The sequence below is a fragment of the Microbacterium sp. No. 7 genome (assembly GCF_001314225.1).
Lineage (GTDB): Bacteria > Actinomycetota > Actinomycetes > Actinomycetales > Microbacteriaceae > Microbacterium.
Genome location: NZ_CP012697.1, coordinates 582,564 through 607,303 on the forward strand (window position 1 = coordinate 582,564; position 24,740 = coordinate 607,303).

Here is a 24,740-nt window from a genome sequence, read left to right on the forward strand (position 1 = left end):
CTTGGTTGAACGGGCCTCCGGTTCGTTGACTTCGTTTTCGCCGTTTGTTTTGCTCGGCGGAGCAGTACCAGCGTCTCGTCAAGGGAGTCGAGCAGGTGGTCCGTCGCAAGAGGCGACGATCCTCGTGCGTCGTCGGCTCCGACCGTTTCAGTGAGGGATCTTCGATGGCGATCGATTCAGCGACACAGTCCTTTCTTGCCGCAGCAGCCGCAGCCGGGCGGAAGCCCCTGCACGAGAGCACGCCCGCGGAGGCGCGCGAGGCGAGCGCCGGCAGCGAGGCGATGTACGGCAGCGGGCCCGAGATGGCCTCGAGCGAGGACATCACGCTCACCGCGGCCGACGGCGGCTCCTTCGTGGTGCGGGTGCTCCGCCCCCGCACGCGGCCGAAGGCCGTGCTGACCTACTACCACGGCGGCGGATGGGTGCTCGCCGACATCGTCGGCTTCGACGCGCTCGGGCGCACGATCGCCGCGGCCGCCGACGTCGCCGTCGTGCTGGTCAACTACCGCAAGGCGCCGGAGAACCCGTTCCCCGCGGCCGTCGAGGACGCCTGGACCGCGCTGCGGTGGGTCGACCAGAACGTCGAGGCGATCGCGGGCGAGCGGGTGCCCCTGCTCGTCGGCGGCGATTCCGCAGGCGGCAACCTCGCGATCGTCACGGCGCTCCGGGCGCGCGAGGCCGGCGGTCCCGCGATCGAGCTCGCACTGCTCGTCTACCCCGTGACCGACAGCGACACGGGTCGCCCGTCGTACGTCGACCCGGCCAATCAGCTCATGCTGTCGAAGCCCGCGATGGAGTGGTTCTTCGAGCACTACGTCGGCGACGGCGACCGTGCGCACCCCGAGATCAGCCCGCTGCGCGTGCCCGACCTGTCGGGGTTCCCGGCGAGCGTCGTCGCCCTCGCGGAGCACGACCCGCTGCTCGACGAGGGCGCCGCGTTCGCCGAGCGCCTGCGCGAGGTCGGGGCGCTGCGCGACGTGCGCGTCTTCGACGGGCAGATGCACGGGTTCTTCACGATGGTCAACGTGCTGCCGGGCAGCGCCGCGGCGATCGACTACCTCGTCGCGCACGTGCGCGACCACCTGGACTGAGCACGGCCGTCCCGCCGCGACCCCGCACGATCACCGCTCGAAGGAGAGAGACATGTCCACAGCCGCACACGACGCGATCGACGGCACGACCCGGGCGCGCGCCGCGCTCCTGGTCGACCGCGAGGGCCATTCGTTCACGATCACCGAGGTCGACGTCAGCGCGCCCGGCGACGGCGAGGTGCTGGTCGACATCCGCGCGTCGAGCCTCTGCCACAGCGACTGGAACTTCGTCGTCAACGACTACGGCCATCCGCTGCCCGCGCTGCTGGGGCACGAGATCGCCGGAGTGGTGCGGGAGGTCGGCCCCGGGGTGGTCGACGTCGCCGTCGGCGACCACGTCGTCGCGTGCGTCGTGCCGTCGTGCGGCCGATGCGAGAAGTGCCTGGAGGGCGAGCGCGTGCAGTGCCTCGACCCCCAGTCCTCCCAGCGCTCGCCCGGCGCCGCACCGCGCGTGACGCGGGACGGCGGCTACGTGTGGCAGATGCAGGGCCTGGGCGGCTTCAGCGACCGCGCGCTCATCCACGAGAGCCAGCTCGTCCGGGTCGACCCCGCGGTGCCGCTCGACCGGGCCGCCGTGCTCGGCTGCGGCGTCGTCACCGGCGCCGGCGCCGTGCTGCGCAGCGCCGACGTGCGGCCCCGCGAGACGGTCGTCGTCTTCGGCGCCGGCGGCGTCGGGCTGAGCGCGGCGCAGGCCGCCGCGATCGTCGGCGCGAGGAAGGTGATCGTCGTCGACATCGAGGACGGTCGCCTCGAGCTCGCCCGGCGCTTCGGCGCGACCCACGTGATCAACGGCGCGACGCAGGACGTCGTCGCCGAGATCCGCGCCCTCACGGGCGGACGCGGCGTCGACCACGCCTTCGAGATGACCGGCCTCCCCGGCCCGCTGCAGCAGGCCTACGCGGTGCTCGGCGCCCGTGGAACGGTCTACCTCATCGGCATGCAGCCGGTGGGCAGCACGTTCCCGCTGCCGGCCGACAGCCTGTCGACCGAGGCGTCCGTGCGGGCGGTGAAGATGGGCTCGACCAACTTCAAGGTCGACATCCCCTACTACGCCGAGCTGTACCTCCAGGGACGGTTCAACCTCGACGACCTCGTCTCGGCGCACATCCCGCTCGACCGGATCAACGAGGCGTACGCCGACATGCTCGCGGGCAGCACCGTCGGCCGCACCGTGATCGTCTTCGACTGACACATCCGACCCGACGAGAGGAGACGGGACAATGAGCATCACGACCGCAGCGGAGACCGGCACGGAGGTCTCGTTCAGCCGGGACCGGCTGTTCATCGGCGGCGAATGGGTGGAGCCTTCGGGAGACGAGCGCATCGACATCGTGGACCCGGCCACGGAGGAGGTGATCGGCTCCATCCCGCAGGCCGACGAGCGCGACGCCGAGCGTGCCGTGGCGGCGGCCGTCGACGCGTTCCACTCGAGCGAGTGGCGCGACCTCGACTACGTCGAGCGCGCCGCCGTGCTCAGCCGCGTGGCGGACGAGCTGGAGGCGCGCACGGAGCAGATCGCGCAGTACTACACGCGCGACTTCGGGGGTCTTCTCGTCGCCGGCCGGATGCTGCCCGCACGCGGCGGCGGGATCCTCCGCGCGCACGAGGACTTCGCGCGACAGCTGCCGCAGGGGCCCGAGCGCCGGTCGATCGGCGGCATCGACGCGCTCGTGATCCGCGAGCCGGTCGGACCCGTGCTCGGGATCGTGCCGTGGAACTCCACGTTCCCGATCAGCATCGTCAAGATCGCCCCGGCGTTGCTGGCGGGCTGCCCGATCGTCGTCAAGATCGCGACCGAGAGCCCCCTGGCCAGCTTCCCCATCGCCGAGGCGCTGCAGGCGGCCGGCGTTCCCGCGGGCCTCGTGAGCCTGCTGCCCGGCGGACGCGAGGCGCTCGGCCCCCTCACACGGCGCGACGAGTTCCGCCACATCTCGTTCACGGGGAGCACGGAGTCGGGGGTGGCGATCATGAAGGACGCCGCCGAGCACATGGCCGACGTCACGCTCGAGCTGGGCGGCAAATCGCCCGGGATCATCCTCGACGACATGGATCCCGCGACCGACGCTCCGCTGCTGTTCCCCGGCACCATGGGGCAGTCCGGTCAGGTGTGCGTCACCTACTCGCGGCTGCTCGTGCCGAGGTCGCGGGAGGCCGAGTGGCGCACGGCCCTCGCTGACTTCTACGGGAGCCTCGTCATCGGCGATCCCGCCGATCCGGCCACGCAGATCGGCCCGCTCGTGACCGAGACCCACCGGCGCAAGGTCGAGTCGTACATCGACGTCGCCCGTGCCGAGGGCGCGACGATCGTCACCGGGGGCGGACGGCCCCCGGGGCTCGAACGCGGATACTTCGTGCAGCCGACCCTGGTCGCCGACGTGACCTCCGACATGCGCATCGTCCGCGAGGAGGTCTTCGGGCCCGTCATCGTCCTGCAGGCGTACGACGACGAGGACGACGCCGTGCGCATCGCCAACGACACGCACTACGGGCTCGCCGCCGGCGTGTTCACCCGCGACCAGGAGCGGGCGCTGCGCATCGCGCGACGACTGGAGGCCGGCAGCATCAGCATCAACATGTCGGGGGCGTGCTTGAGCATTCCCTTCGGCGGGTACAAGATGTCAGGCATCGGGCGCGAAGGCGGCTACGAAGGCGTCGAGGCGCTGCTGGAGTACAAGCAGATCCAGCTCGGCAGGAGCGCCTGAGCCCGCGTCGCGCGCCCGGCCGGCGGGGCGTCCTCGAAGAGGAGGGATCGTGGAACTCCACCAGCTGCGGTATCTCGTGCTGGCCGTCGACGAGCGGAGCTTCTCCCGCGCGGCCGAGATCGCGCACGTGAGCGTGTCGGCGGTCAGCCGGGGCGTGCAGCAGCTGGAGAAGACGCTCGGCGTCGCGCTCCTCGTGCGCGGCAAGGCCGAGCTCACGCTCACGCAGGAGGGCGAGCGTCTGCTCCCGCACGCGCGCGCCGTCGTCGACCGCATCGACCGCATGCGCAGCAGCGTGCGCGACATGAGCGGGGCGCGGCCGTTCGTCATCGGCATCCCGAGCGTGCTGAACCCGTCGCTGCCCGACCGCGTCGTCGAGATCCTGCCGTCGGTGCTGCCCGGCCGGCCCGCGGTCGTGCGGATGATCCGCTTCTCGGAGCAGCGGTCGCTCCTGGTCAGCGGCGCGATCGACCTCGCCGTCTCGTTCGCCGCCCCGCTCGGCACCGACGAGATCGCCGTGCCGATCCAGGAGGTGCCCTCGTACCTGGCGGTCGCGCGCGACCACCCGCTCGCCGGGCGGTCGTCCCTCGACCTGGGTGATCTGCGCGGCCAGAGGCTGTGCCTGCTCACCGAGGGCGGGCGTCCCTATCGCGAGCCCTCGATGGGCTCTCCCGGCCACCTGCACTATGACGACGACATCTCGCGGATCGCGGCGCGCGTGCTGCTGGAGAGCGCGGCCGCGCTCGTGACGACGCCCGACATCGTGCCGACGGCCCGCGTGTTCTCGGGTCCCGAGTTCGTGCGGGTGCCGATCACCGCGCCCGTCGCGTCGATCGTCGCGACCTGGCGGCCCGCGATGATCGGCGCGGGGCCGTCGACGCGGCTCGCCGCCATGCTCGACCCGGCGGCGCCCGAGCGCGTGCCCGCCTGAGCGGGCGTCGCCGCGCCCGGTTCCGGGCTTGCGTCCTCGTCAACGGGCGTGTGCGTCTTTTGCGATGGACGCCCCGGAGGCACCGGGTTAGCGTTCGAGGAATCGCCCGACGACGACGTCGCGGCGACGCTGCGGTCCCGCAGCCACGAGCCTCAGGAGCTGTCGATGATGATGCCCCCGCCCCACCGCCGCACCGTGCCGGTGCTGGCGCTGCTGACCGCCGCCGCCCTCCTCGCGGGGTGCGCGTCCGCCGACCCCGCGCAGGACGCCGACGACGTCGCCGCTGCGGCGGGCGTCGCGCACGGCGCGAGCAAGGAGGAGTACCTCGCGGCGTTCGAGGACGTCGAGGAGATCACGCTCATCACGCAGCTCGGCGGTGCCGAGGGCTCGATCAGCAACGTCTCCAAGGAGGCGTACATGGACGCCGTCACGGAGTGGTCGGGCGGCCGGATCACCTTCGAGGTCGCCTACGGCAACGGCATCGTCATGGACCCGACCGAGGGCGACAACGCGCTCGCCGATGGTCGCCTCGACCTCAACTTCGCGGTCGGCGCGGGCTTCGAGCCCGACGTGTACCCCTACAACCGGCTCCTCAGCGACGCCGGGTTCCTCACCGCCTACGGGCCGAGCGGCGCGACCGCCTTGACGGGTTTCATGATGCAGGTGATGGCCGACAACGACGTCTTCTATCAGGAATGGGAGGACGCGGGCGTGCACATCCTGGCGCCCACGCACAACGGCATCCTGTCGGCCATCTTCATCCTCGCGTGCTCCGACGACTACGCGAACTCGGCCGCCGGCATCTCCGGGCGCATCGCCGCCGTGGGCAGCGCCGCCAACCAGGCGCAGGCGGGCGGGCTCGGGCTGACCCCCGTGACACTCCCCTGGACCGAGGTCTACGAGGGGCTCCAGCGCGGCGTCGTCGACTGCTACGTGACGCCCCTCTCGGCGATCCAGTCGGCGAGCCTCGACCCGCTGATCCCCTTCGCCTCCGCCGACACCGACGTCGCGTTCGCGAACATCCCGACCGCACTGGCCTTCGGGAAGGACCGGTGGGACGAGCTGCCCCTCGTCGCGCGGCAGCTGCTGTTCGACCGGATGGACGTGCTGTTCACGACCGCGTGGACGGAGGACTTCGGCGGGGCGGGGGAGATGCTCGCGAAGCTCGAGTCGCACGGCGGCGGACTCGTGCCGTTCGAGGCCGACGCGCGCGCCGCGCTGCGGGCCGCGAACGAGAAGCTGCTCGCCGACATGGCCGCGCGCGGCCTCGACGGCGTCGACGTCGACCGGTTCGTCGAGATCGCCGACGAGTGGCAGGACCGCATCGCCGAGTACGGGCTGCCGCAGGGAGACCTCGCCGAGTACCTGCGCGGCACGGCGCCCACGCCGGCGGACTTCGACGCGATCCTCGACGCCCTGTTCACCGAGTTCCTGGCCGACCGCCGGCCGGCCGCATGAGCGGGTGGCCCGAGGAGACGACCGGCGGATCCACGAGGAGAGGAACGGACATGACCGCCACCCACACACCGCACGCCGTCGACGCGGTCGTCGTCGGAGCCGGGTTCAGCGGCCTGTACATGACCCATCGCCTGCGCGGGCTGGGGATGTCGATCCAGGGCTTCGAAGGCGCCGACGACGTCGGCGGCACCTGGTACTGGAACCGCTACCCGGGGGCGCGGTGCGACGTCGAGAGCCTCGACTACTCGTACTCCTTCAGCCCCGAGCTGGAGCAGGAATGGGTCTGGAGCGAGCGGTACGCCGCGCAGGCCGAGATCCTCCGCTACCTGGAGCACGTCGCCGACCGGTTCGACCTGCGCCGGTCGTACCGGTTCTCGACGCGCGTTGTCGCGGCGCACTGGGACGATCGCGCACGACGCTGGCGGGTGCGCGACGACCGCGGCGAGGACTGGACGGCGCGCTATCTCGTGATGGCCACGGGAACCCTCTCGGTGCCCCTGGAGCCGGCGATCGAGGGCATCGACGACTTCGAGGGCACGGTGCTGCAGACCGGGCGCTGGCCGCACGAGCCGGTCGACGTGCGTGGACGCCGCGTCGTCGTCGTCGGCACGGGCTCGTCGGCGGTGCAGGTCATCCCGGAGCTCGCGGCAGAGGCCGCGTCGCTCACGGTGCTGCAGCGGACGCCGAACTACGTGCTGCCGGCCCGCAACCGCCTGCTGACGGCGGAGGAGCTGGCCGCGGAGAAGGCCGCGTACGCGGAGCGTCGCGACCTCGCGCACCGCTCGCCGACCGGTCAGCCCGGCCCGACGCCGACGCGCAACGCCGTCGACGTCGACGAGCGGGAGCGGCGGGAGGCGTTCGAGCGGGGCTGGCAGGTCGGCGGCGTGGGCATGTCGCGGATCTTCGCCGACACGCAGCGCGACGACGTCGCGAACGGCTACCTCGCCGACTTCATCCGCGAGAAGATCCGCGCGGCCGTCGACGACCCCGAGGTCGCCCGCCTGCTGTCGCCCGTGACGTATCCGTTCGGCGGCAAGCGTCCGTGCGTGGGGACCGGCTACTACGAGACCTTCAACCGCGACAACGTGCGCCTGGTCGACCTGCGCAGCGACCCGATCGTGCGGCTGCGCCCCGGCGGCGTCGAGCTCGCCTCCGGCGAGGTGCCCGCCGACGTGCTCGTGCTCGCGACCGGGTTCGACGCGTTCAGCGGGCCGCTCGCGGCGATCGACCTGCGCGGACGGGACGGCGTGCCGCTGACCGCGCACTGGTCGGCGGGCCCCACGGCCTATCTCGGCATCGCCGTGTCGGGCTTCCCGAACATGTTCGTGCTCACGGGGCCCGGAAGCCCGTCGGTGCTGAGCAACATGGTGCACTCCATCGAGCAGCACGTCGACTGGCTCGCCGAGCTGCTGCGCCGGGCCGAGCGCGACGGCATCGCCGAGATCGAGGCGCGCGCCGAGGCCGAGGACGCGTGGGCGCGGCAGATCGACGAGATCGGCGCGCACACGATGTTCGCGCGCACCGACAACTGGTACCTGGGCTCGAACGTGCCGGGAAAGCCGCGTCGCTTCGTCATGTTCGCCGCGGGCACCGACAGGTATCGCGGGATCTGCGACGACGAGGCCGCGGCGGGCTATCCCGGCTTCGTGCTGCGTGACCCCGCGGGGTCGGCCGCGTCGCCGCGCGAGAGCGTCGCGACCGGCTGACGCCGCGCCTCGCGCGGAGTTCGGATCCGCGCCCTTCCTCGCTACGCTGGCAGCCGAGGCCACGCCTGCGTGGCGGGGAAGGAGCCTCTGGTCGATGACGGCAGCAGAAGATCCGGGCGCCGACGCGTCGGGCAGCCAGTGGACCCGCGAGGTGCACGAGCGCAGCGCGCTGCAGGTGCTCGTCAACGAGAGCTATCGGCTCTACCGGCGCGCGGCGCGGCGTGCGGAGGGAGAGCGCTCGAGCGCGCAGTATCGCATCCTCGGCGCGCTCGCGTACCTCGGCGAGACGCGGCTGTCGGATCTCGCCGCGTACGAGCAGATCAGCCAGGCGGGCGTCGCGAAGGTGTTCGTCGTCCTGGAGGCCGAGGGGCTCGTGGAGCGGCGACCGGATCCGAGCGACGGCCGCGCGCAGCTCGCGCGCATCACCGACGCGGGCATCGCCGACTTCCGGGCGTTCCTCGGCCGGCTCGACGACGTGCTCCCGGCGCTGAGCGCCCGCGAGAACGCGATCCTGCGCAGGGCGACCGAGATCGTGCGCCGCGCGGACTGATGCGGCGGCGCACCGCCGTCACGCCTCGCGGAGGGCGCGGATGAGAGGCGCGTAGACCTCGTTGCCGGCGGGGACGGCGCCGGGCCAGTTGTCGGTGCGCACGATGAGGTTGCAGCCGTCGTCGATCCACTCCGCGCGCCAGCGCGCGACGATGCGCGGGAGCGATCCGATGAGCCAGCAGCGGTCGATGTACTCGTCGGGCACGGCCGCCTCCGCCTCGTCGACGCGGCCCGCCCGGTAGAGCTCGACGATGCGGTCCGCGGCCTCGCCGAACCCGCGCCACGTCATCAGCTCGCGCTGCCCGCCGGGGCCCGGATGGCCGCCGCACCAGCGTGCGACGTAGCGCTTGAAGCCCCGGATGCCGGCGGCGACGTCGTCGGTGACCAGCACGTCGACGTGCGCCCAGATCGGGAAGTCCTCCGGAGCCGGCGGGTTCTCGCGCCGCGCGAGCCCGCGTTCGATCAGCGGCCGGTAGACGCTCGTCATCCCGGGCGACCATCCCCCGTTGGGCAGGAGCCCGTCGGCGATCTCGGCGGCGTTGCGGAGCATGAGCTCCGTGCCCCCGCCGAACATGATCGGGATGTCCGGATCGGTCTGCAGGATCGGCTCGAGCGGCTCCGCGTCGTCGAGCGCGCCGGGACCCCGGTAGGGCACGGAGAGCACGCGTCCCTCGTGCGTCACGGGCTCGCCGCGGAAGGCCTTGCGCATGATCGCGACGTAGTCGCGCATCCGCCAGTAGGGCGAGGTCCAGCCGACGCCGTGCCAGGCCTCGGTCTTGACGCGGTTGGAGCTGCCGAGGCCGGCGATGATCGGCCGCTCGTCGCCGGCCATGTGCCGCAGCGTCTGGAACGCCATGGCGAGCGCGGACGGGGTGCGTGCCGTGTTCTGCGCGATCCGCGTGCCGACGCCGATGCGCTCGGTCGCCGCGAGCGCGTAGCCGAGGGGCGTGAGCGCGTCCGACCCGTTCGACTCCGCGGCGAACACGATGTCGTAGCCGAGCTCGTCGGCGAGCACGAGCCGCTCTCTGTTGACGTCGAACCGGGCGCGCTGCCAGTCGATCTCGATGCCGAGCTTCATCCTCGTCCGTCCTCCCTGCTCACTCGGGACGGTGCGCCAGGAGGACCTCCTGGAAGAGCCGGTCGATGTAGGCGGCCGAGTCGACCTCCCGGGCCTCGGCGAGCACCGCGCGGAGGTCGTCGCCGAACCCGTATCCGAGCTCGCCCACGATCCGCTCCCACTTCTCGGCCGCCGCGACGACCGCGTCGACGTCGACGCCGTCGGCGCGGAACGCGTCGAGGAGCCTCAGGTCGGTGGCCTGGAACGCCGCGCGGGCGTCGTCGGCGTAGGGCACGAGCTCGCCGCCCAGCGCGGCGGCCGCGTCGACGACCTCCTGGACGTTCCGGATGCCGGCGAGGAGCTCCTCGTGGATGAGGACGTCCAGCCGGTCGAAGACGAGCTGCTGCGCGACGAGGGGCAGCGACTCCCACGTGTCGAGGCTGATCGCCATGACGGGACCGCCGGCCGCGAACGTGACCTCGGTGTCGAGGGTCATGTGCGGGGCGACCTCGTAGAGCCCGCTGGCCGCGGCCGAGATGCTCGACGCGCTGCAGTTCGCGACGCCGCGCTCGAGCGCCTCGTACTGCTCGAGCCACGGGATCGAGACCGGGGTCGCGCCGAGGCCCGCCACCTGCGCCGACTTCGCCGCGCCGCTCGCGGCGACCTGTGCCCCCGCGATCTCGTCGAGGCTCTGCCGCGGGGCGCCGGCGCACATGAGCGGCTGCGAGAACGTCGCCCACTGCGGCACGTTCGGCAGCAGCATCTTGACGCCGAGGTCCTCGTACTCCTGCGCATACGCGGGGTCGGCGTAGACGACCTCCGTCATCCATGCCGACCAGACCAGTGCACCGGTGAGGCCGCCGGGCCCGGCGAAGCCCAGCTCGGAGACGGCGGCGTTCTCGGCGAGCACGTCGGGCTGGTACGTCGGCAGGATGTTGACCATGTCGAGCCGGCCGTCCGCGAGCGCATCGTCGACCTCGGTCGGCCCCGCGATCGCCGTCGCGTAGAAGATCTCGACGTCGAGCCTGCCGTCGGACCACTCCTCCAGAGCCTCGAAGTAGGCGGCGCGCCCGACGCCCGCGATCCCGCCGGGAGGCCCGTCGATCTGGACGGTGAGGGCGATCGGCTCGAGGCCGGCGAACGCGGCGCGATACTCGTCGATCGACGCGCCGAACGGCACGCCGCCGGCCGACGGGCTCTCGGCGGGCGGGTCCGCCGCCCGGTCGGGGCCGCTCGCGCAGCCGCTGATCACGAGCGCCGTCGCGGCGGCGAGCGCCGCCGCTCCCGCGGCCGCCCGGCCGCTCTTCGTCTTCATCGACATGGGACTGTCCTCTCGGAGGTGGGGTGCATCGGGTGGTGTGGCGCGATCAGATGGCGGACCAGCCGCCGTCGGAGGGCAGCAGCACGCCCGTGACGTTCTCGGCCTCGTCGCTGAGCAGCCAGGCGATCGAGGCGGCCAGCGCCGAGGAGCGCGCGAACGGGGGCATGATCGTCCGCTGGATGTGGTCGATGTACGCCGCGCCGTACTCGGAGCCGCGCGTCGGGTCGATGTTCGACCCGCTCGTCGGGCCCGGCGCCACGGTGTTGACGCGGATGCCCTTGTCCGCGTACATGAAGGAGCAGTTGCGGGTGATGCCGTGCACGGCGTGCTTGGACGTCGTATAGGCGAGGCCTCCGGCCGAGCCGCGGATGCCGGCCTCGGAGCTGATGTTCACGATCGCGCCGCGGCCCGCAGGCAGCATGCGCACGATCGCCGCGCGGCACATCCGCATGACGGCGGTGACGTTGACGTCCATGACGCGGCTCCACGTCGCGTCGTCGAGCTCGTGCAGGGGGAGGAACCGGTCCATGACGCCCGCGACGTTCGCCAGGGCGTCGACCGTCTCGCCCGCGGCGGCGAAGACCGCCTGCACGTCGTCCTCGTCCGTCAGGTCGGCCGTGACCGTCACGAGGTCGAGAAGGGGATGCTCGGCGGCGAGCGCCTCGAGGCGGGATCCGTCGACGTCCACAGCGACCACGCGGCCGCCCTCGCCGGCGAGCCGGATCGCGGTGGTCCTGCCGATGCCGGAGCCCGCGCCGGTCACGACGACGGTTCTGCCGGCGAAGCGGCGCGAGCGGGTGTCGAGGGTCATCTTCTCTCCTTCGGGGCGGGCCGGTCCGTCGCCGGTCACCAGCGCACCGGCAGCTCTGCGAGGCCGTAGACGGAGGCGTGCGGGCGCCAGCCGAGGGCGTCCTTGGGCACTGCGAGCACCATCCCGGGGAAGCGGCGCAGCGCCGCGGGGATCGCGATCGACATCTCCAGTCGGGCGAGGTGCTGTCCGGGGCACTGGTGCTCGCCGTAGCCGAAGGCGACGTGGCGCACGTGCGACCGGCGGATGTCGAGGCCGGACGACGCGCCGACGAGCTGCGGGTCGTGGTTGGCGGCGACGAGCGACACCACGACGCGCTCGCCGGCCTGCACGACGCGGTCGCCGACGTGCGTCTCGGTGGCCGCGAGGCGGTTCGGCAGCGAGGTGCTCGACGACACGTAGCGCAGCAGCTCCTCGACGGCGCCCTTCGTGAGCCCGTCGTCGTCGCGCCACGCGGCGAGCTGATCGGGGTGGTCGAGCAGCGCGACGATGCTCAGCGAGATCATGTTGGACGTCGTGTCGTGGCCCGCGATGAAGACGAACATCGCGAGGCCGATGAGCTCCTCGTCGGAGAGGCTCTCGCCGTGGTCGCGCACGAGGGCGCCGATGAGGTCGTCGCCGGGCGCGCGGCGTGCGGCCTCGACGAGCACCGCGACGTAGTCGTGCACGGCGCGGATCGTGGCGGTCACCGTCTCGCGCGACTGGCCGAGGTCCATGATGACTGGCGCCCACGCGTGGAACTCCGCGCGGTCCTCGTAGGGGACGCCGAGCAGCTCGCAGATGACCTGGGTGGGGATCTGCAGGGCGTACTCGGCGAACAGGTCGGCCTGCCGACGCGGGGTGTCGATCGTGTCGAGGAGACGCGCGACGATCTCCTCGATCCGCGGCCGCAGCGCCTCCACGCGCCGCACGGTGAACGAGCGGGCGAGCATGCGGCGCAGGCGCGCGTGCTCCGCGCCGTTCGTGTAGAGGAGCACGCCCGGCTGTCCGGCCAGCGATCCGGGGGAGCGGTCGCCGGTCAGCCCCATCACGAAGTCCGGGCTCCCGAGCACCTGGCGGACCTCGTCGACGCGCGTGACGCCGCGTGCGCGGAAGTCCTCGGTGTACTGCGGCAGGCGGAACCTCATCTCGGGCCATTCGCCGCGATCGCGGGCGTCCGCGAGCTCGCACGCGGGCGTGAAGCGGTCGTTCAGGTCGCGGCGCGACGTGAACATCGTCGTCGCAGGGTTCTCCGACATGGGTGCCTCCGTGTCTTCACCTCGTTGTGGGACGTTCTGGGACAGTAGCACAAATAATTAAACTAGGTATACTACTTCTATGACACGGAAGCAGTCACCCGACGCGTCGCGTCGCACAGCGAGCCGCCGGGTCGTCGCGATCGGCGACCTCGAGGTGCGGGCGGTCTACGACGGCCGCACGCGCATCAAGGAGCCGCCGGGCGTCTCGGCCCTCCCCGAGGAGGAGCTCGCGGACCATCGCCGGTATCTGCCCGGCGACGGCGGTCTCGACGTCTGGTTCGGCGCGCACCTCGTGCGGACCGGCGATCGCGTGATCCTGCTCGACGCCGGCTTGGGTCCCCACGAGGCCCCCTCCCGCGTGCACGTGCCCGACCCGGGCGATCGCGCCCTCGCTGAGGCCTACCGGGAGCGCTTCCGCGCCCTCGGGCGCGCCGACGCGGAGATCGAGCGGCGCCTGCGCGGGCTCGCCGCCGAGACGGTCGAGTACGGGCACCTCGCCGACTCGCTCGCGTTCCTGGGAGTCGCGCCCGCCGACGTGACCGACGTCGTCGTCACGCATCTGCACTGCGACCACATGGGGTGGGTCTCGCACCGAGATCGCCCGTTCTTCCCCAACGCGCGCGTGTGGGCGCACGAAGAGGACGTCGCGCACTTCCTGGGGGAGCACGCCGACGACGAGCGGCACTTCATGCTCATGTACGGCGTCGCCCCGACGAGGGAGCGGATGGAGCCCGTCCTCTCCCGGCTGGAGCCCTGGTCGTCGGACCGCACGATCGCCCCGGGCGTCGACCTCGTGCACGCGCCGGGGCACACGCCGGGCAACGCCCTCGTCGTGCTGTCGTCGCGCGGCGAGCGGGGCATCGTCACGGGCGACACGATCCACTGTCCCCTGGAGCTCACCGTTCCCGGCTTCGGGATCAACGCCGACGTCGACCGGGTGCGCGCCGACGCGACCAAGCGCGACCTCCTGCGGCTGATCGAGACGACCGAGGCGTGGGTGGGGTCGACCCACTTCCCCGGGCTGGAGTTCGGGCGCCTGGGGCCCGCGGCGGGTTCTCCGCGGCGGTGGGAGTGGCACGACGACGCGGTCGTGGCGGGCTGAGGACGGCGCGCGTGTTCGTTAGGATCGGATCATGAGCGGCGACGCGGCCCCTCTGCGCTGGGGCGTCAAGCGCAGTCTCGTCCGGTACGTCGCCGGCGTGCCTGACGGCCTGTTGCGGGCGTTCGACGGCGCCGTGGCAGACGACGAGCAGGTCTTCGTCTTCGCCGCCGACGGGAGCGGCGCCGACGGCGTGCGGCGGTTCCGGGGAAGCCTGGAGTTCACCGCGCACGAGGGCATGCTCCGCATCGAGCTGTCGGACCCGTGGGTCGAGAGCGACGTCGAGGGGGCGCTGCTGACCGTCTTCAGCCCGATGGACGACCGTCGCGTCGCGATGGCCCGGCTCACGCCGGCCGGCGACGCGGCATGGACCGCGGAGCTGCTGCCGCGCGGCGCCGACGTGCTCGGCCCGCAGTACTTCGCGGGAACGGCGATCGATCCCGTGCGGATCGGCGCCGGCTAGCGCTGACGCTCGGGTCCGAGCACGAACCGGATGTTCTTCGCGCCGTGCAGCGTGAGCACGGGGTTCCAGGCGACCTCGCTCGCATCGAGCCGCAGGTCGGGAAAACGGTCGAGCAGCGTGGTCAGGGCGATGTCGACCTCGAGCTTGGCGAGCCAGATGCCCAGGCAGCTGTGGATGCCGTAGCCCATGCCCAGGTGGCGCGTGGAGGTCTTGCGGGCGATGTCGAACCGCTCGGCGTCGTCGAACACCGACTCGTCGCGGTTCGCCGCGCCGAACAGCACGCGGACGGTCTCGCCCTTCTTCACGGGGAACCCGAGGATGTCGGTGTCGGCGATCGCGGTGCGGTGCGCGACCTGCACGGCGTTGTTGTAGCGCAGGATCTCCTCGATCGTGCCGCGGATGAGGGCGGGGTCCTCGCGCAGCCGCTGCAGCTGGTCGGGGTTCTCGAACAGCGCCAGCAGGGCGTTGCCGATGAGGTTCGTCGTGGTCTCGTGCCCCGCGAACAGCAGCAGGACGCACATCGACACGATCTGGTCGTCGCTGATGGCGGCGTCGCCCTCGGGCAGCACGAGCGCGCCGAAGATGCCCGAGGCGTCACCGCTGGCGCGGCGTGCGGCGACCATATCCCTGACCAGCTCGCGGAAGCTCTCCATCGCCGCGTGCGCGGCGTCGATGTTGGAGAAGTTGGTGCCGACGGCGATCGCGATCTGATCGCTCCACTCGCGCATGTCGGCCATCCGCTCCTGCGGCGCCCCGAGCAGGGCGCTCACGACGCGCAGCGGGAGCGGGTAGGAGAAGTCGGGCACGAGGTCGAGCTCGCCGCGCGCGGCGGCCCGGTCGAGCAGCTCGTCGACGATCGCCTGGATCTCTTCGCGCATCTCGTTGACCTTGCGCGGCGTGAACGCCTCGCGCACGGCACCGCGGATCTCGGAGTGCGCCGGCTCGTCGTTGAAGGGGAGCCACAGCCCGAGGAACGCCAGGAACTCGTCGAACTTGACGCGCTGCTCGGGCGTCAGCTCGTCGCGGCGTGCGACGAAGGCGGTGCTCTCGGCGCGCTCGGAGGAGAACACCTCCGGATGGCCCAGCACGTGCTTGACGCCGTCGTAGGTCGCGACGCTCACGAGCGGGCCCATGCGGAACACGGGGTGCTCGCGCCGCATGCGGGCGTACAGCGGGTAGGGGTCGGCGATCAGCGCGGGGTCGGACGCGTAGAGCCGCTGGACCTGCGACTCGAAGGTCTCGGCATCGGTGACGAGGGACATGGAGCTCTCCTTTGAACTGTGTCGTGATGGGTGTGCAGGCGGGGCGGTGGTGCTCCGACCAGAGGGGTCTACATCGTCGACCAGCCGGCGTCGGAGAAGAGGTTGACGCCGTTGATGTTCGACGAGTCGTCGCTGAGCAGCCAGCAGATGACCGCGGCGAGCTCGGCGGGATCGGCGGCAGGCTCCAGCACGGGCGCGATCACGGGCTGCACGCGGTCCCACGCCCACGGCGACCTCGGGGCCGCCGTGTCGCGGATGTTCGTCTTGACCCGGCCGGGCGCGACCGCGTTGCAGCGGATGCCGCGGGGACCGTAGAAGAACGCCGTGCTCTTCGTGAGGCCGACGGCGGCGTGCTTCGATGCGCTGTAGGCCGTGCCCGACGCGCCGGCGCGCGTGCCGGCCTCGCTCGTGACGTTCACGATGCGGCCGTCGCCGCTCTCGAGCATGGCGGGCAACGCGGCGCGGATCAGCTTCATCGGCGCCGTGACGTTGACGGCGAAGACGCGTTCCCAGAGGTCGTCGGGGATCTCGCCCGTGGGGACGAAGCCGTCCATGATCCCCGCGTTGTTGACGAGGCCGAACAGCTCGTCGCCCGCGAGCGCGACGAGCTCGTCGATGTGCGCCTGGTCGGTGATGTCGCCGGCGCGCACGACGAGCCGTTCGGTCGCCGCCGCGGCCGCGAGCTCGTCGAGGCGCTCTTGGTTCACGTCGCCGGCCACGACGGTCGCGCCCTCCGCGAGGAGGCGCTCGGCCGTCGCCCTGCCGATGCCGCTGCCGGCGCCCGTGACGACGACGGTGCGCCCGTCGAAGCGCTGAGCGGATGTGGGTGTCACCATGGTTCTCCTTCGAACTGCCGGTTCTGCGCGGGACGGCCTCGGCGGAGTGCCGGGCCGCGTGTGCTCAGCCCCGCTGCGCTGCGAGCAGCTCGCGGTGCCGGGCCATGAACTCCGCCGCCATGTCGGCGGTCGCCTGATCGACGGGCGGGAGCACGACCTGTCCGCCGCTGCGCGTGGGCAGGGCGATCGTCGCGGTCGCGGGGCACGTCACCTCGCCGCGCTGGTTCGTGCCGCGCAGCTCGACGTCGACGACATGACGCCCGCCGTCGTCGACGCGCTTCGCGACGATCTCGCCCGTGATGCGGTGCACGTCGCCGAGGTAGTTGAACTTGCGCATCTGGCTGCTGAACCGCACGATCCAGCCGTCGTCGCCCATCCAGTCGGTCAGCGCGTGGTTCAGCCAGGTGTCGCGGAGGATGCCGTAGTCGTACGAGGTCGCGGTGCCGACCGAGCGCGCCCAGTCGGCGTCCCAGTGCACGCGCTGCGCGACGTCGGGGATGCCGTATTCGTTCGGCACGTAGAACGGGCCGATGCGGCGGCGGTTGGCGAACGCGAGGCGCGACGTGTAGAGGCCGTAGGGGGTGAAGCCGTATCCGCCGGCGTGGAACACGACGATGTCGGTCGTCGTGAGCGGCCCCTTGACGCGGGGCTCGATCGCGTCGCCGACCTGCACGTCCTCCCAGTAGCGCGGCTCGGCGCCGCGGGGACGCTCGGCGGCGTAGGCGGCGTCGAGCTCGTCGATGTCGGCCGCCGAGTAGCGGGCGGGCTCGAAGGCGGGCCGCTTGGAGTCGTCGCGTGCGCCCGCGCGCTCGGTGTGGATCGCGATCATGCGCGCGACCGACACGACGTCGGCATCCTGGTTCATGCGCACGTGGCGGCGCGTGACGATGACCGAGCGTCCGGCGAACTCCGACTCCTTGACCTCGACCTTCTCGAACCCCTCGAACTGGAAGAGCCGGTCGCCCGGGAGGACGGGGCGGTGGTGCTCCCACGAGCTGCCCGAGACGAACACCTGGATGTTGCGGAACGCCGGGCGCCGCAGCTCCTTGGGCCGTCGGTCGCCCTCCAGCGCCGTGTTGACCGCGACGCCGATGAGCGGCGGCGCGATCTGCGAGCCCCACCGGGTCGACACGCCGTACTCGTCATCCGTGTAGAGCGGGTTGTCGTCGCCGTAGCTGGTCGCGAAGTTGCGGATCACGTCGGGGGTGGCGGTGCGGAAGTGCTCGTGCTTCTGGGTGGGGAAGTAGGCCCCGACCAGCTTCTGCGCCTGCTCGATGTCGGCTTCCTGGAACCGCGTGGACGTGGACTCCGTGGCCTCGGTGACGTTCGACATTGATGGTCTCTCCTTGCACTCGTGACCATGGGGGCCATCCAGCAACCTCAGTAGAATCATTTTACTATATAGGATGGTTCGAGCACGCGACGCAAGATTCCGGGGGTGCCGGTGACTCCTTCCCAAGGGCTTACCCAGGTAACCTTCTTAACCAAACGTGAGGAGTGGGTTCTTATGTCTCTCGCAGAATCCCCGAATGGTGCCGGCGGTCGCGTGCTGAACGTGGGCCGGCTGGTCAGGGCGCCCAAGACGGCCGAGATCATCGCCGCCAGCATCCGGAAGAGCATCGTCCAGGGCGACTTGAAAGAGGGTGACTCGCTGCCCTCGGAAGCCGATCTGATGGCGCAGTTCGGCGTCTCGCGGCCGACGCTGCGCGAGGCGTTCCGCATCCTCGAGACGGAGTCGCTCATCAGCATCCGCCGCGGCTCGCGCGGCGGGGCGCAGGTGATGACGCCCGAGCTGTCCACGGCGACCCGCTACGTCGGACTGCTCCTGCAGATGCAGCGCACGACGATCGGCGAGATCTTCGAGGCACGATCGGTCACCGAGGTCGCGGCCGCACGCCTGCTCGCCGGCCGGCGCGTGAAGCAGGATCTCATCGACCTCAACGACGTCATGACCCAGATGTCCGACCTCGTGCCCGCCGTCAGGGAGAAGGATCCCGCGGCGCTCAAGGAGTGGTCGGACCTGTCGCTGGGCTTCCACCAGATGCTCGTGGAGCGGTCGCGCAACCGTGCGCTGTACCTGCAATGGTCCCTGCTGAGCGAGATCATCGAACGCCATGCCGAGGAGACGGTGGTCCGTACCGTGGATCATCCGCAGACGGCCGAGACGGTGCGCAAGTCGCTCCGTTCGTATCAGAAGCTCATCGAGCGGATCGAGCAGCGCGACGCGTCGGCGGCCGCGGATCACTGGCAGACCCACATGGAGGTCTCCAGCAAGATCCTCACCGGCCGCGGCGAGTCGCAGTCGATCGTCGAGCTGTTCGACTGAGCCGACCAGAGGAGAGAAGATGACAGACGCCCCCGCACCCATCGCGGACGTGCGGATCGAGGACGCCGGCGAGATCCGCCTGCTCGTCCTCGACCGCAGCGAACGCCGCAACGCGCTCACGGTCGGCACGGTCGACGCGCTGCGCGCCGCCGTCACGGGGGCACGGGGCGCAGGCGCGCGCGCCGTGGTCATCGCCGGCGAGGGCCCGTCGTTCTGCGCGGGCGGTGACCTCCCCAGCCTGCAGGCGATCGCCGCCGAGGGCAGCGCGATCGTCTCCGACGCCATCTACACGAGCTTCCACGGTCTCGTGCGCGCGATCCGCGACGCGCCCGTCCCGGTCATCGCCGCTGTGAACGGGCATGCCCTCGGGGCGGGGCTCGACCTGGCGCTCTCCTGCGACCTGCGGTACGCGGCGCCCGACGCGCAGTTCGAGAGCACGTGGCTCAAGGTCGGGCTCATCCCCGGCATGGCCGGCGCGCATCGCCTGCCCGAGGTGATCGGCTCGGGCAGGGCGGCCGAGATGCTGCTGCTCGGCCGTCGCGTCGATGCCGAGACCGCGCTCGCGTGGGGCCTCGTCAACGGCATCGCGGCGGACGGCGACGTGCGTGGCCTCGCCGTCGAGACCGCGCGACGGCTCGCGCTGCTGCCGCCCCTCGCGCTGCAGCGGACCAAGGCGGCGTTCCGCCGCCGGGTCGACCACGGACTGGAGGAGGAGTTCGCGACGCTCGGCGCGCAGCAGGGGCAGCTCCTCACGAGCCCCGAGTTCGCCGAGGCGACCGCTCGCCTGAGCCGTCGCTCCTGAGCGGGGCGGCATGACGACCGAACCGGTCGCGCCGCTGCCCGTCACGGGCACCGTGGTCAGCGGCGGTGCGCGCATCTCCTACGGCATCGGCGGGGCGCCCGACGGGCCGCCGGTGCTGCTCGTGCACGGCAGCCGCGCGCACCGTCACTGGTGGGCGCGGGTCGTGCCGCTGCTCGCACCCCGCTGCCGGGTCGCCTGGCTCGACCTCAGCGGTCATGGCGACAGCGCGCACCGCGACCGGTACGACGCCGACACGTGGGCCGGCGAGGTCATCGACGTCGCGGGCGAGCTCTCGTCCTCCGCACCGGTCGTGCTCGTCGGCCACAGCATGGGCGGGCGGATCGCGGCGGTCGCCGCCGCGATCGCGCCGCCGGGCCGCTTCGCTCGGCTCGTGCTGCTGGAGGCGCGGCTGTGGGCGCGCGGCGAGACGGAGCGTCCGCCCCTGCGCACGCGCTCGTCGCCCGCGGTGTTCGACGACCGCGAGGCGGCCGTCGAGAGGTTCCGGCTGTCGCCGCCGCAGCAGCTCGATGACGAGCCGCTGCGGAGCCTGCTCGCCGGCGCCGCCCTCGAGCCCGCCCCGGGCGGCTGGCGGTGGAAGTACGACCACCGTGGGATCCCGCCGCTCGTCGGCGACGACATCCTCGACCGGCTCGCGCGCGTCGACATCCCCGTCACGGCGGCATGGGGCTCGGCGAGCGGCATCATCAGCGGGCCCGAGTACGCGCGCGTGCTGGCGGAGACCGTCTCGGCGCCGCTCGACACGCACGTCGTCCCCGGGGGCGGGCATCATCTTCCCGCCGACTCGCCGGAGGCGACGGCCCGGATCATCTCCTCGGCGATCGATGCAGGCTCGCGATAAAAGGGCTATATTAGTTATATATATCCAGACCACGCGAGACGCATCGGAGTGTCCATGCTGAAGACAGAGTTCACGGAGATGTTCGGGATCGAGCATCCCATCACGTGCGGGGGCATGCTCGGCGTCGGCAAGGCGGAGCTGATCGGCGCCGTCGCGAACGCCGGCGCCCTCGGGTTCCTCACGGCCCTCACGCAGCCGACGCCCGAGGACCTCGTGCGCGAGATCGAGCGGACGCGCGAGATGACGGACCGTCCGTTCGGCGTCAACCTCACGATCCTGCCCACGCTCAAGCCCGTCTCGCACGAGGCCTATCGCGACGCGATCATCTCGTCGGGGATCAAGGTCGTCGAGCTCGCGGGGGCCGATCCCGCCCCCCACCTGCCGGCGTTCAAGGCCGCCGGCGTCAAGGTGATCCACAAGGCGACGAGCGTGCGGCACGCCCTCTCGGCGGCGAGGAAGGGCGTCGACGTCATCAGCATCGACGGCTTCGAGTGCGCGGGCGCGCCGGGCGAGGACGACGTCCCGGGGCTCGTGCTCATCCCCGCCGCGGCGCGCGCGCTCGACATCCCCGTGATCGCCAGCGGCGGGATCGGCAGCGGTGCCGGTCTCGCAGCGGCCCTGGCGCTGGGCGCCTGCGGCGTGAACATGGGCACGCGATTCGTCGCGACGAACGAGGCCCCCGTGCACGAGAACGTGAAGAGGCAGATCGTCGCCAACGACGAGACCGACACCGTCATCGTGTTCCGCGAGTTCTCGAACTCGTCGCGCGTGGCCAAGAACTCGATCTCGCTCGAGATCGCCGAGATCGGGCGCCGTCCGGGCGCGACCTTCAAGGACGTCGCCCACCTGGCCGCGGGCGTCCGCGGCCGCGAGCGCGTGCTGGGCGCCGGCGACATGGAGGACGGCATGTGGTGGGCGAGCCAGGCGCAGGGCGTCATCCACGACGTCGACTCGGTCGAGAACGTCGTGCGCACGATCGTCGCGGACGCCGAGGAGATCATGACGCGACGCCTCCCCGCGCTCGTCGTCTGAGCCCTGCGGGAAGAGGACGTACGAAGAAGAGGAGCGCCCTCGCATCGGCGAGGGCGCTCCTCTCCATCCTCCGGGGATCGTCAGCCGACGACGATGCCGACACTCTTGACCTGGAGGAACTCCTCCAGGCCGTGCCGGCCGCCCTCCTTGCCGACGCCGCTGATGCCGAAGCCGCCGAACGGGCGCGCGACGCGCAGGTTCGTGGCGCCGTTGATGAGCGTCTGCCCGGCATGCAGCTCGGTCGCGAGGCGGATCGCGCGGTTGAGGTCCCTGGTCTGCACGTACGACGAGAGCGAGTACGGCGTGCTGTTGGCCAGCTCGAGCGCCTCCTCCTCGGTGCGGAAGCGGAAGATGGCGAGTACGGGGCCGAACACCTCGGTCTGCGCGAGCTCCGACTGCGGGTCGACGTCGGTGAAGACGGTCGGCTCGATGTAGTAGCCGTCCGCGAGCTCGCCGCCGATGCGGTGGCCGCCGGTGACGAGGGTCGCGCCGTCCCGCTGCGCGCGCTCGATCATCCCGAGGATGCGGTGGACCGCGTCCTCGTTCACGACGGGACCGGTCAGCACGCCCTCCTCGAAGGGGTCGCCGGGACGGTTCGACTCGGCGATCGCCGTCACGCGGGCGACGACCTCGTCGTAGACCGTGTCCTGCACGAGCATCCGCGTGGCGAAGGCGCAGCCCTGCCCCGCGAGCGCGATGAGCGAGAACCGCGTGCCGATCGCGCACGCGTCGTCGAGGTCGGCGTCGTCGAACACGATGTTGGCCGACTTCCCGCCCAGCTCGAGCAGCGTCGGCTTCATCGTCGCCGACGCCGACTGCAGGATCCTTCGTGCCGTGGCGGGTCCGCCGGTGAAGCTGATCTTGCGCACGAGCGGGTGCTCGACGAGGGCCTGGCCCGCTGCGGCGTCGCCGGGCAGGACGTTCACGACGCCGGCGGGGAAGCCCGCGCGCTCGACGAGGTCGGCGAACAGCTCGGCGCTGAACGGGGTCAGCTCGGAGGGCTTGACCACGACGGTGTTGCCGGCTGCCAGCGCGGCGGGGATCTTCATCGCGAGCGAGATGAGCGGGCCGTTCCACGTGATGATGATCCCGATCACGCCATAGGGCTTGGCGATGGTGTATCCGAACTCGCCGTCCGCCGTCGGGAGACCGTTCACGTCGCCCAGGATCTTGTCGGCCCAGCCCGCGTAGTAGCGCGTCCACTCGGCCGCGTTGATCGGGAACCCGCGGCCGTAGAGCAGCGGCGTGCCGTTGTCGAGGGCGCCGCGGCGGGCGAACTCCTCGGCGTTCTGCTCGATGAGGTCGGCGAGCGTGAGCAGCAGTCGGCGACGGATCGCCGGGCTCGTGCGCCGCCACGACTCGAAGGCCTCCTGCGCGACGGCGACGGCCTCGTTCACCTCGGCGGGTCCCGCGAGGGGGATGGCGGCGTTCGCCGCCCCGGTCGCGGGGTCGATGTGCTCGTGGGCGCCGCCGGAGCCGGCCGTTCGCCGCTCCGCGCCGATCCGCAGGTGCACCGGGGGCGGTGTGCGGTCGATGGCTTGCCTGTTCTCGGTCATGCCTGCTCCTTTGCTGGGTCCGTGCCGGGCCGCCGTGTGACATCGGCGACCCAATGCAGTACATTTATTAATCTATATGGTTCATACCTGCGACACCTGACGAAGGAGTTGGGACTTGAGATCACATCGACGGGGGCGCTCGGCGCTCGCGGTCACAGCACTGTTCATGTCCACCGTTCTCGTGGCCGGATGCTCCGGCGGGAGCGAGGGTCCGGCGGAGACGTCGGATCCGCAGGACACGTCGCCCGCCGCCGTCGGCGGTCTCCCGGCCGGCGCAGGCAAGGACGACTACATCGCCGCCTTCGCGGACGTCGACCCGATCATCCTGGGCACGCAGCTCGCGGGTCCGCTCGGCTCGCTGACCAACGAGGCGCGCGAGCGCTACCTCGCGCAGGTCGAGGAGTGGAGCGGCGGCAAGATCACGTTCGACATCGCCTACTCGCTCGCCGCGGCGCCGTTCGCGGAGGTCCCGAACGCGCTGAAGGACGGCCGCCTCGACATCGCGTTCGCCTCCGCCGGGTACAGCCCCGACATCTTCCCCGCCAACGCCATGCTCGAGAACGTCTCGGTCGCCGGCGTCGGCGCGCCGATCGGCTACATGGCCACCACCGGCACGCTCACCGAGATCGCCTCGAGCCACCCCGAGTTCCGCGAGGAGTGGGAGGCCGAGGGCCTCGTGCCGCTGCTGTGGGTCGAGAGCGGCAACCTCGCGGCCATCTTCTGCTCCGAGCCGCGTGACACGCTCGCGGCGCTGCAGGGCGGGCAGATCGCCGTCTCGGGCCGCGTGAAGTCTGCGGAGGCCCGCGCCCTCGGCATGGAGCCGGTCTCGATGTCCTACCAGGAGCAGTACGAGGGCCTCGAGCGCGGCGTCATCGACTGTGCGCTCAGCGGGCCGCAGGCCGCGAACACCGGCGGCATCATCGAGGTCGCGCCGCACGTCGTGATGGACGCGCCGTCGACCTTCTCGTTCACCGCCTCCACGCTGCTGGTCGCCCAGCGCGTGTGGGACGAGCTGCCGCTCGTCGCCCGCCAGCTGCTCTTCGACCTGCTGCCGACCTACATCGCGGGCACCATCGCGCAGAACTACGCCACGATCAAGGTCGCGCTCGACGTCGTGGACGCCGCGGGCGGCTCCATCCTCGAGCTCGACGAGCCGGCGCGCGAGGCGCTGCACGCCGCGAACGAGGAGATCCTGGGCGAGATCCGCTCGTCGAGCCACTTCGCCGACCCCGATGCGCTCGCCGACGCGGCACGCACGACGGGCGAGCGCTGGATCGGCCGGCTCCACGACGCCGGCTATGACGGCTGGGGCGACAGCTACCAGGGTCTCGTCGACGCCTACTCCGACGCCGAGCCCACGATCGAGGAGTTCGAGGCGTACGCCGAGCTCGTCCTCGAGGCGCAGAGCTCCGACCGGCCGGAGTGATGCCGGTGTCCTCCGCGACCATCGACGTCCGCATCGATCGCGATCGATGCGTCGGAGCGGGCCAGTGCGTGCTCGCCGCCCCCGACCTGTTCGACCAGGACCTCGACGAGGGCCGCTCGATGCTGCTCATCGATCCGGTGCCCGCCGAGCACGAGGCGGCGGCGACCGCTGCGGCGCTGCGGTGCCCGGCGCAGGCGATCGCCGTCGGCGAGGAGTGAGCG

23 protein-coding genes are annotated in these 24,740 nt (G+C 71.7%); 15 read left to right on the top strand and 8 right to left on the bottom strand.

The window, feature by feature from the left end; genetic code table 11:
* Window positions 1-164 precede the first annotated feature (164 nt).
* The 7 genes from AOA12_RS02620 to AOA12_RS02650 all read left to right on the top strand — a co-directional run bounded on the left by AOA12_RS02620 (window position 165) and on the right by AOA12_RS02650 (window position 8,435).
* A complete protein-coding gene (locus tag AOA12_RS02620) occupies window positions 165-1,091 on the top strand; it encodes an alpha/beta hydrolase (protein WP_054679754.1) in 927 nt (308 codons plus the stop codon).
* 52 nt (window positions 1,092-1,143) lie between these two features.
* On the top strand, window positions 1,144-2,280 hold the full coding sequence (locus AOA12_RS02625) for a zinc-binding dehydrogenase (RefSeq protein ID WP_082405876.1): 1,137 nt from the start codon (window positions 1,144-1,146) through the stop codon (window positions 2,278-2,280).
* Between the two features lie 31 nt (window positions 2,281-2,311).
* Entirely contained in the window at window positions 2,312-3,793 is a 1,482-nt protein-coding gene (locus AOA12_RS02630) for an aldehyde dehydrogenase (protein WP_054679757.1), read from the top strand.
* Window positions 3,794-3,842: 49 nt separating this feature from the next.
* The gene (locus AOA12_RS02635; protein ID WP_054679759.1) at window positions 3,843-4,721 is read left to right on the top strand and encodes a LysR family transcriptional regulator; all 879 of its coding nucleotides are present in this window, start codon (window positions 3,843-3,845) and stop codon (window positions 4,719-4,721) included.
* Window positions 4,722-4,886: 165 nt separating this feature from the next.
* Complete coding sequence (locus tag AOA12_RS02640) at window positions 4,887-6,179, top strand: TRAP transporter substrate-binding protein (protein ID WP_054679762.1); 1,293 nt, start codon at window positions 4,887-4,889, stop codon at window positions 6,177-6,179.
* A gap of 50 nt (window positions 6,180-6,229) precedes the next feature.
* A complete protein-coding gene (locus AOA12_RS02645) occupies window positions 6,230-7,885 on the top strand; it encodes a flavin-containing monooxygenase (RefSeq protein WP_054679765.1) in 1,656 nt (551 codons plus the stop codon).
* 94 nt (window positions 7,886-7,979) lie between these two features.
* Window positions 7,980-8,435 carry a MarR family winged helix-turn-helix transcriptional regulator gene (locus tag AOA12_RS02650; RefSeq protein ID WP_054679767.1) on the top strand — a complete coding sequence of 152 codons (456 nt, stop codon included), beginning with the start codon at window positions 7,980-7,982 and terminating at the stop codon, window positions 8,433-8,435.
* 18 nt (window positions 8,436-8,453) lie between these two features.
* On the opposite strand, the gene AOA12_RS02655 is transcribed toward AOA12_RS02650, so the two are convergent.
* Genes AOA12_RS02655 through AOA12_RS02670 form a run of 4 tightly spaced genes read right to left on the bottom strand, consistent with a single transcriptional unit; the run spans window position 8,454 to window position 12,858 of the window.
* On the bottom strand, window positions 8,454-9,512 hold the full coding sequence (locus AOA12_RS02655; protein ID WP_054679770.1) for an LLM class flavin-dependent oxidoreductase: 1,059 nt from the start codon (window positions 9,510-9,512) through the stop codon (window positions 8,454-8,456).
* A gap of 19 nt (window positions 9,513-9,531) precedes the next feature.
* Window positions 9,532-10,812: a hypothetical protein gene (locus AOA12_RS02660; RefSeq protein WP_054679773.1), complete on the bottom strand. Its 1,281-nt coding sequence runs from the start codon at window positions 10,810-10,812 to the stop codon at window positions 9,532-9,534.
* Between the two features lie 46 nt (window positions 10,813-10,858).
* A complete protein-coding gene (locus AOA12_RS02665; protein ID WP_054679776.1) occupies window positions 10,859-11,623 on the bottom strand; it encodes an SDR family NAD(P)-dependent oxidoreductase in 765 nt (254 codons plus the stop codon).
* A gap of 35 nt (window positions 11,624-11,658) precedes the next feature.
* Window positions 11,659-12,858 (bottom strand): cytochrome P450, encoded by a 1,200-nt coding sequence (locus AOA12_RS02670; RefSeq protein ID WP_054679779.1) that lies wholly within the window; start codon window positions 12,856-12,858, stop codon window positions 11,659-11,661.
* A gap of 79 nt (window positions 12,859-12,937) precedes the next feature.
* Between AOA12_RS02670 and AOA12_RS02675 the strand changes: the two genes are divergently transcribed.
* Both AOA12_RS02675 and AOA12_RS02680 read left to right on the top strand, forming a co-directional pair.
* Window positions 12,938-13,960, top strand: coding sequence for an MBL fold metallo-hydrolase (locus AOA12_RS02675; protein WP_054679782.1), 1,023 nt, complete (start codon window positions 12,938-12,940; stop codon window positions 13,958-13,960).
* 31 nt (window positions 13,961-13,991) lie between these two features.
* Window positions 13,992-14,420: an HtaA domain-containing protein gene (locus tag AOA12_RS02680; protein WP_054679785.1), complete on the top strand. Its 429-nt coding sequence runs from the start codon at window positions 13,992-13,994 to the stop codon at window positions 14,418-14,420.
* Here the strand turns inward: AOA12_RS02680 and AOA12_RS02685 are convergent.
* The 3 genes from AOA12_RS02685 to AOA12_RS02695 all read right to left on the bottom strand — a co-directional run bounded on the left by AOA12_RS02685 (window position 14,417) and on the right by AOA12_RS02695 (window position 17,851).
* Window positions 14,417-15,682 carry a cytochrome P450 gene (locus tag AOA12_RS02685; RefSeq protein WP_054679788.1) on the bottom strand — a complete coding sequence of 422 codons (1,266 nt, stop codon included), beginning with the start codon at window positions 15,680-15,682 and terminating at the stop codon, window positions 14,417-14,419. The genes AOA12_RS02680 and AOA12_RS02685 overlap by 4 nt on opposite strands.
* 68 nt (window positions 15,683-15,750) lie before the next feature.
* Complete coding sequence (locus tag AOA12_RS02690; RefSeq protein ID WP_054679792.1) at window positions 15,751-16,518, bottom strand: SDR family NAD(P)-dependent oxidoreductase; 768 nt, start codon at window positions 16,516-16,518, stop codon at window positions 15,751-15,753.
* 64 nt (window positions 16,519-16,582) lie between these two features.
* Window positions 16,583-17,851 (bottom strand): FAS1-like dehydratase domain-containing protein, encoded by a 1,269-nt coding sequence (locus tag AOA12_RS02695; RefSeq protein ID WP_054679795.1) that lies wholly within the window; start codon window positions 17,849-17,851, stop codon window positions 16,583-16,585.
* Between the two features lie 174 nt (window positions 17,852-18,025).
* Between AOA12_RS02695 and AOA12_RS02700 the strand changes: the two genes are divergently transcribed.
* From AOA12_RS02700 to AOA12_RS02715, 4 genes are read left to right on the top strand one after another with little or no spacing between them, the layout of a single operon-like run.
* Entirely contained in the window at window positions 18,026-18,844 is an 819-nt protein-coding gene (locus AOA12_RS02700; RefSeq protein ID WP_054679799.1) for a FadR/GntR family transcriptional regulator, read from the top strand.
* Window positions 18,845-18,863: 19 nt separating this feature from the next.
* Window positions 18,864-19,646 carry an enoyl-CoA hydratase/isomerase family protein gene (locus AOA12_RS02705; protein ID WP_054679803.1) on the top strand — a complete coding sequence of 261 codons (783 nt, stop codon included), beginning with the start codon at window positions 18,864-18,866 and terminating at the stop codon, window positions 19,644-19,646.
* A gap of 10 nt (window positions 19,647-19,656) precedes the next feature.
* The gene (locus AOA12_RS02710) at window positions 19,657-20,505 is read left to right on the top strand and encodes an alpha/beta fold hydrolase (RefSeq protein WP_054679806.1); all 849 of its coding nucleotides are present in this window, start codon (window positions 19,657-19,659) and stop codon (window positions 20,503-20,505) included.
* A gap of 54 nt (window positions 20,506-20,559) precedes the next feature.
* Window positions 20,560-21,537, top strand: coding sequence for an NAD(P)H-dependent flavin oxidoreductase (locus AOA12_RS02715; protein WP_054679809.1), 978 nt, complete (start codon window positions 20,560-20,562; stop codon window positions 21,535-21,537).
* Between the two features lie 80 nt (window positions 21,538-21,617).
* Here AOA12_RS02715 and AOA12_RS02720 read toward each other — a convergent pair whose 3' ends face one another.
* Window positions 21,618-23,093 (bottom strand): aldehyde dehydrogenase family protein, encoded by a 1,476-nt coding sequence (locus AOA12_RS02720; RefSeq protein WP_054679813.1) that lies wholly within the window; start codon window positions 23,091-23,093, stop codon window positions 21,618-21,620.
* A gap of 115 nt (window positions 23,094-23,208) precedes the next feature.
* Here AOA12_RS02720 and dctP point away from each other — a divergent pair, with 115 nt between their 5' ends.
* Both dctP and AOA12_RS02730 read left to right on the top strand, forming a co-directional pair.
* Window positions 23,209-24,519, top strand: a complete 1,311-nt coding sequence (dctP, locus tag AOA12_RS02725; protein WP_054679816.1) for a TRAP transporter substrate-binding protein DctP — start codon at window positions 23,209-23,211, stop codon at window positions 24,517-24,519.
* Between the two features lie 5 nt (window positions 24,520-24,524).
* On the top strand, window positions 24,525-24,737 hold the full coding sequence (locus AOA12_RS02730) for a ferredoxin (RefSeq protein WP_231637164.1): 213 nt from the start codon (window positions 24,525-24,527) through the stop codon (window positions 24,735-24,737).
* Window positions 24,738-24,740: the final 3 nt, after the last annotated feature.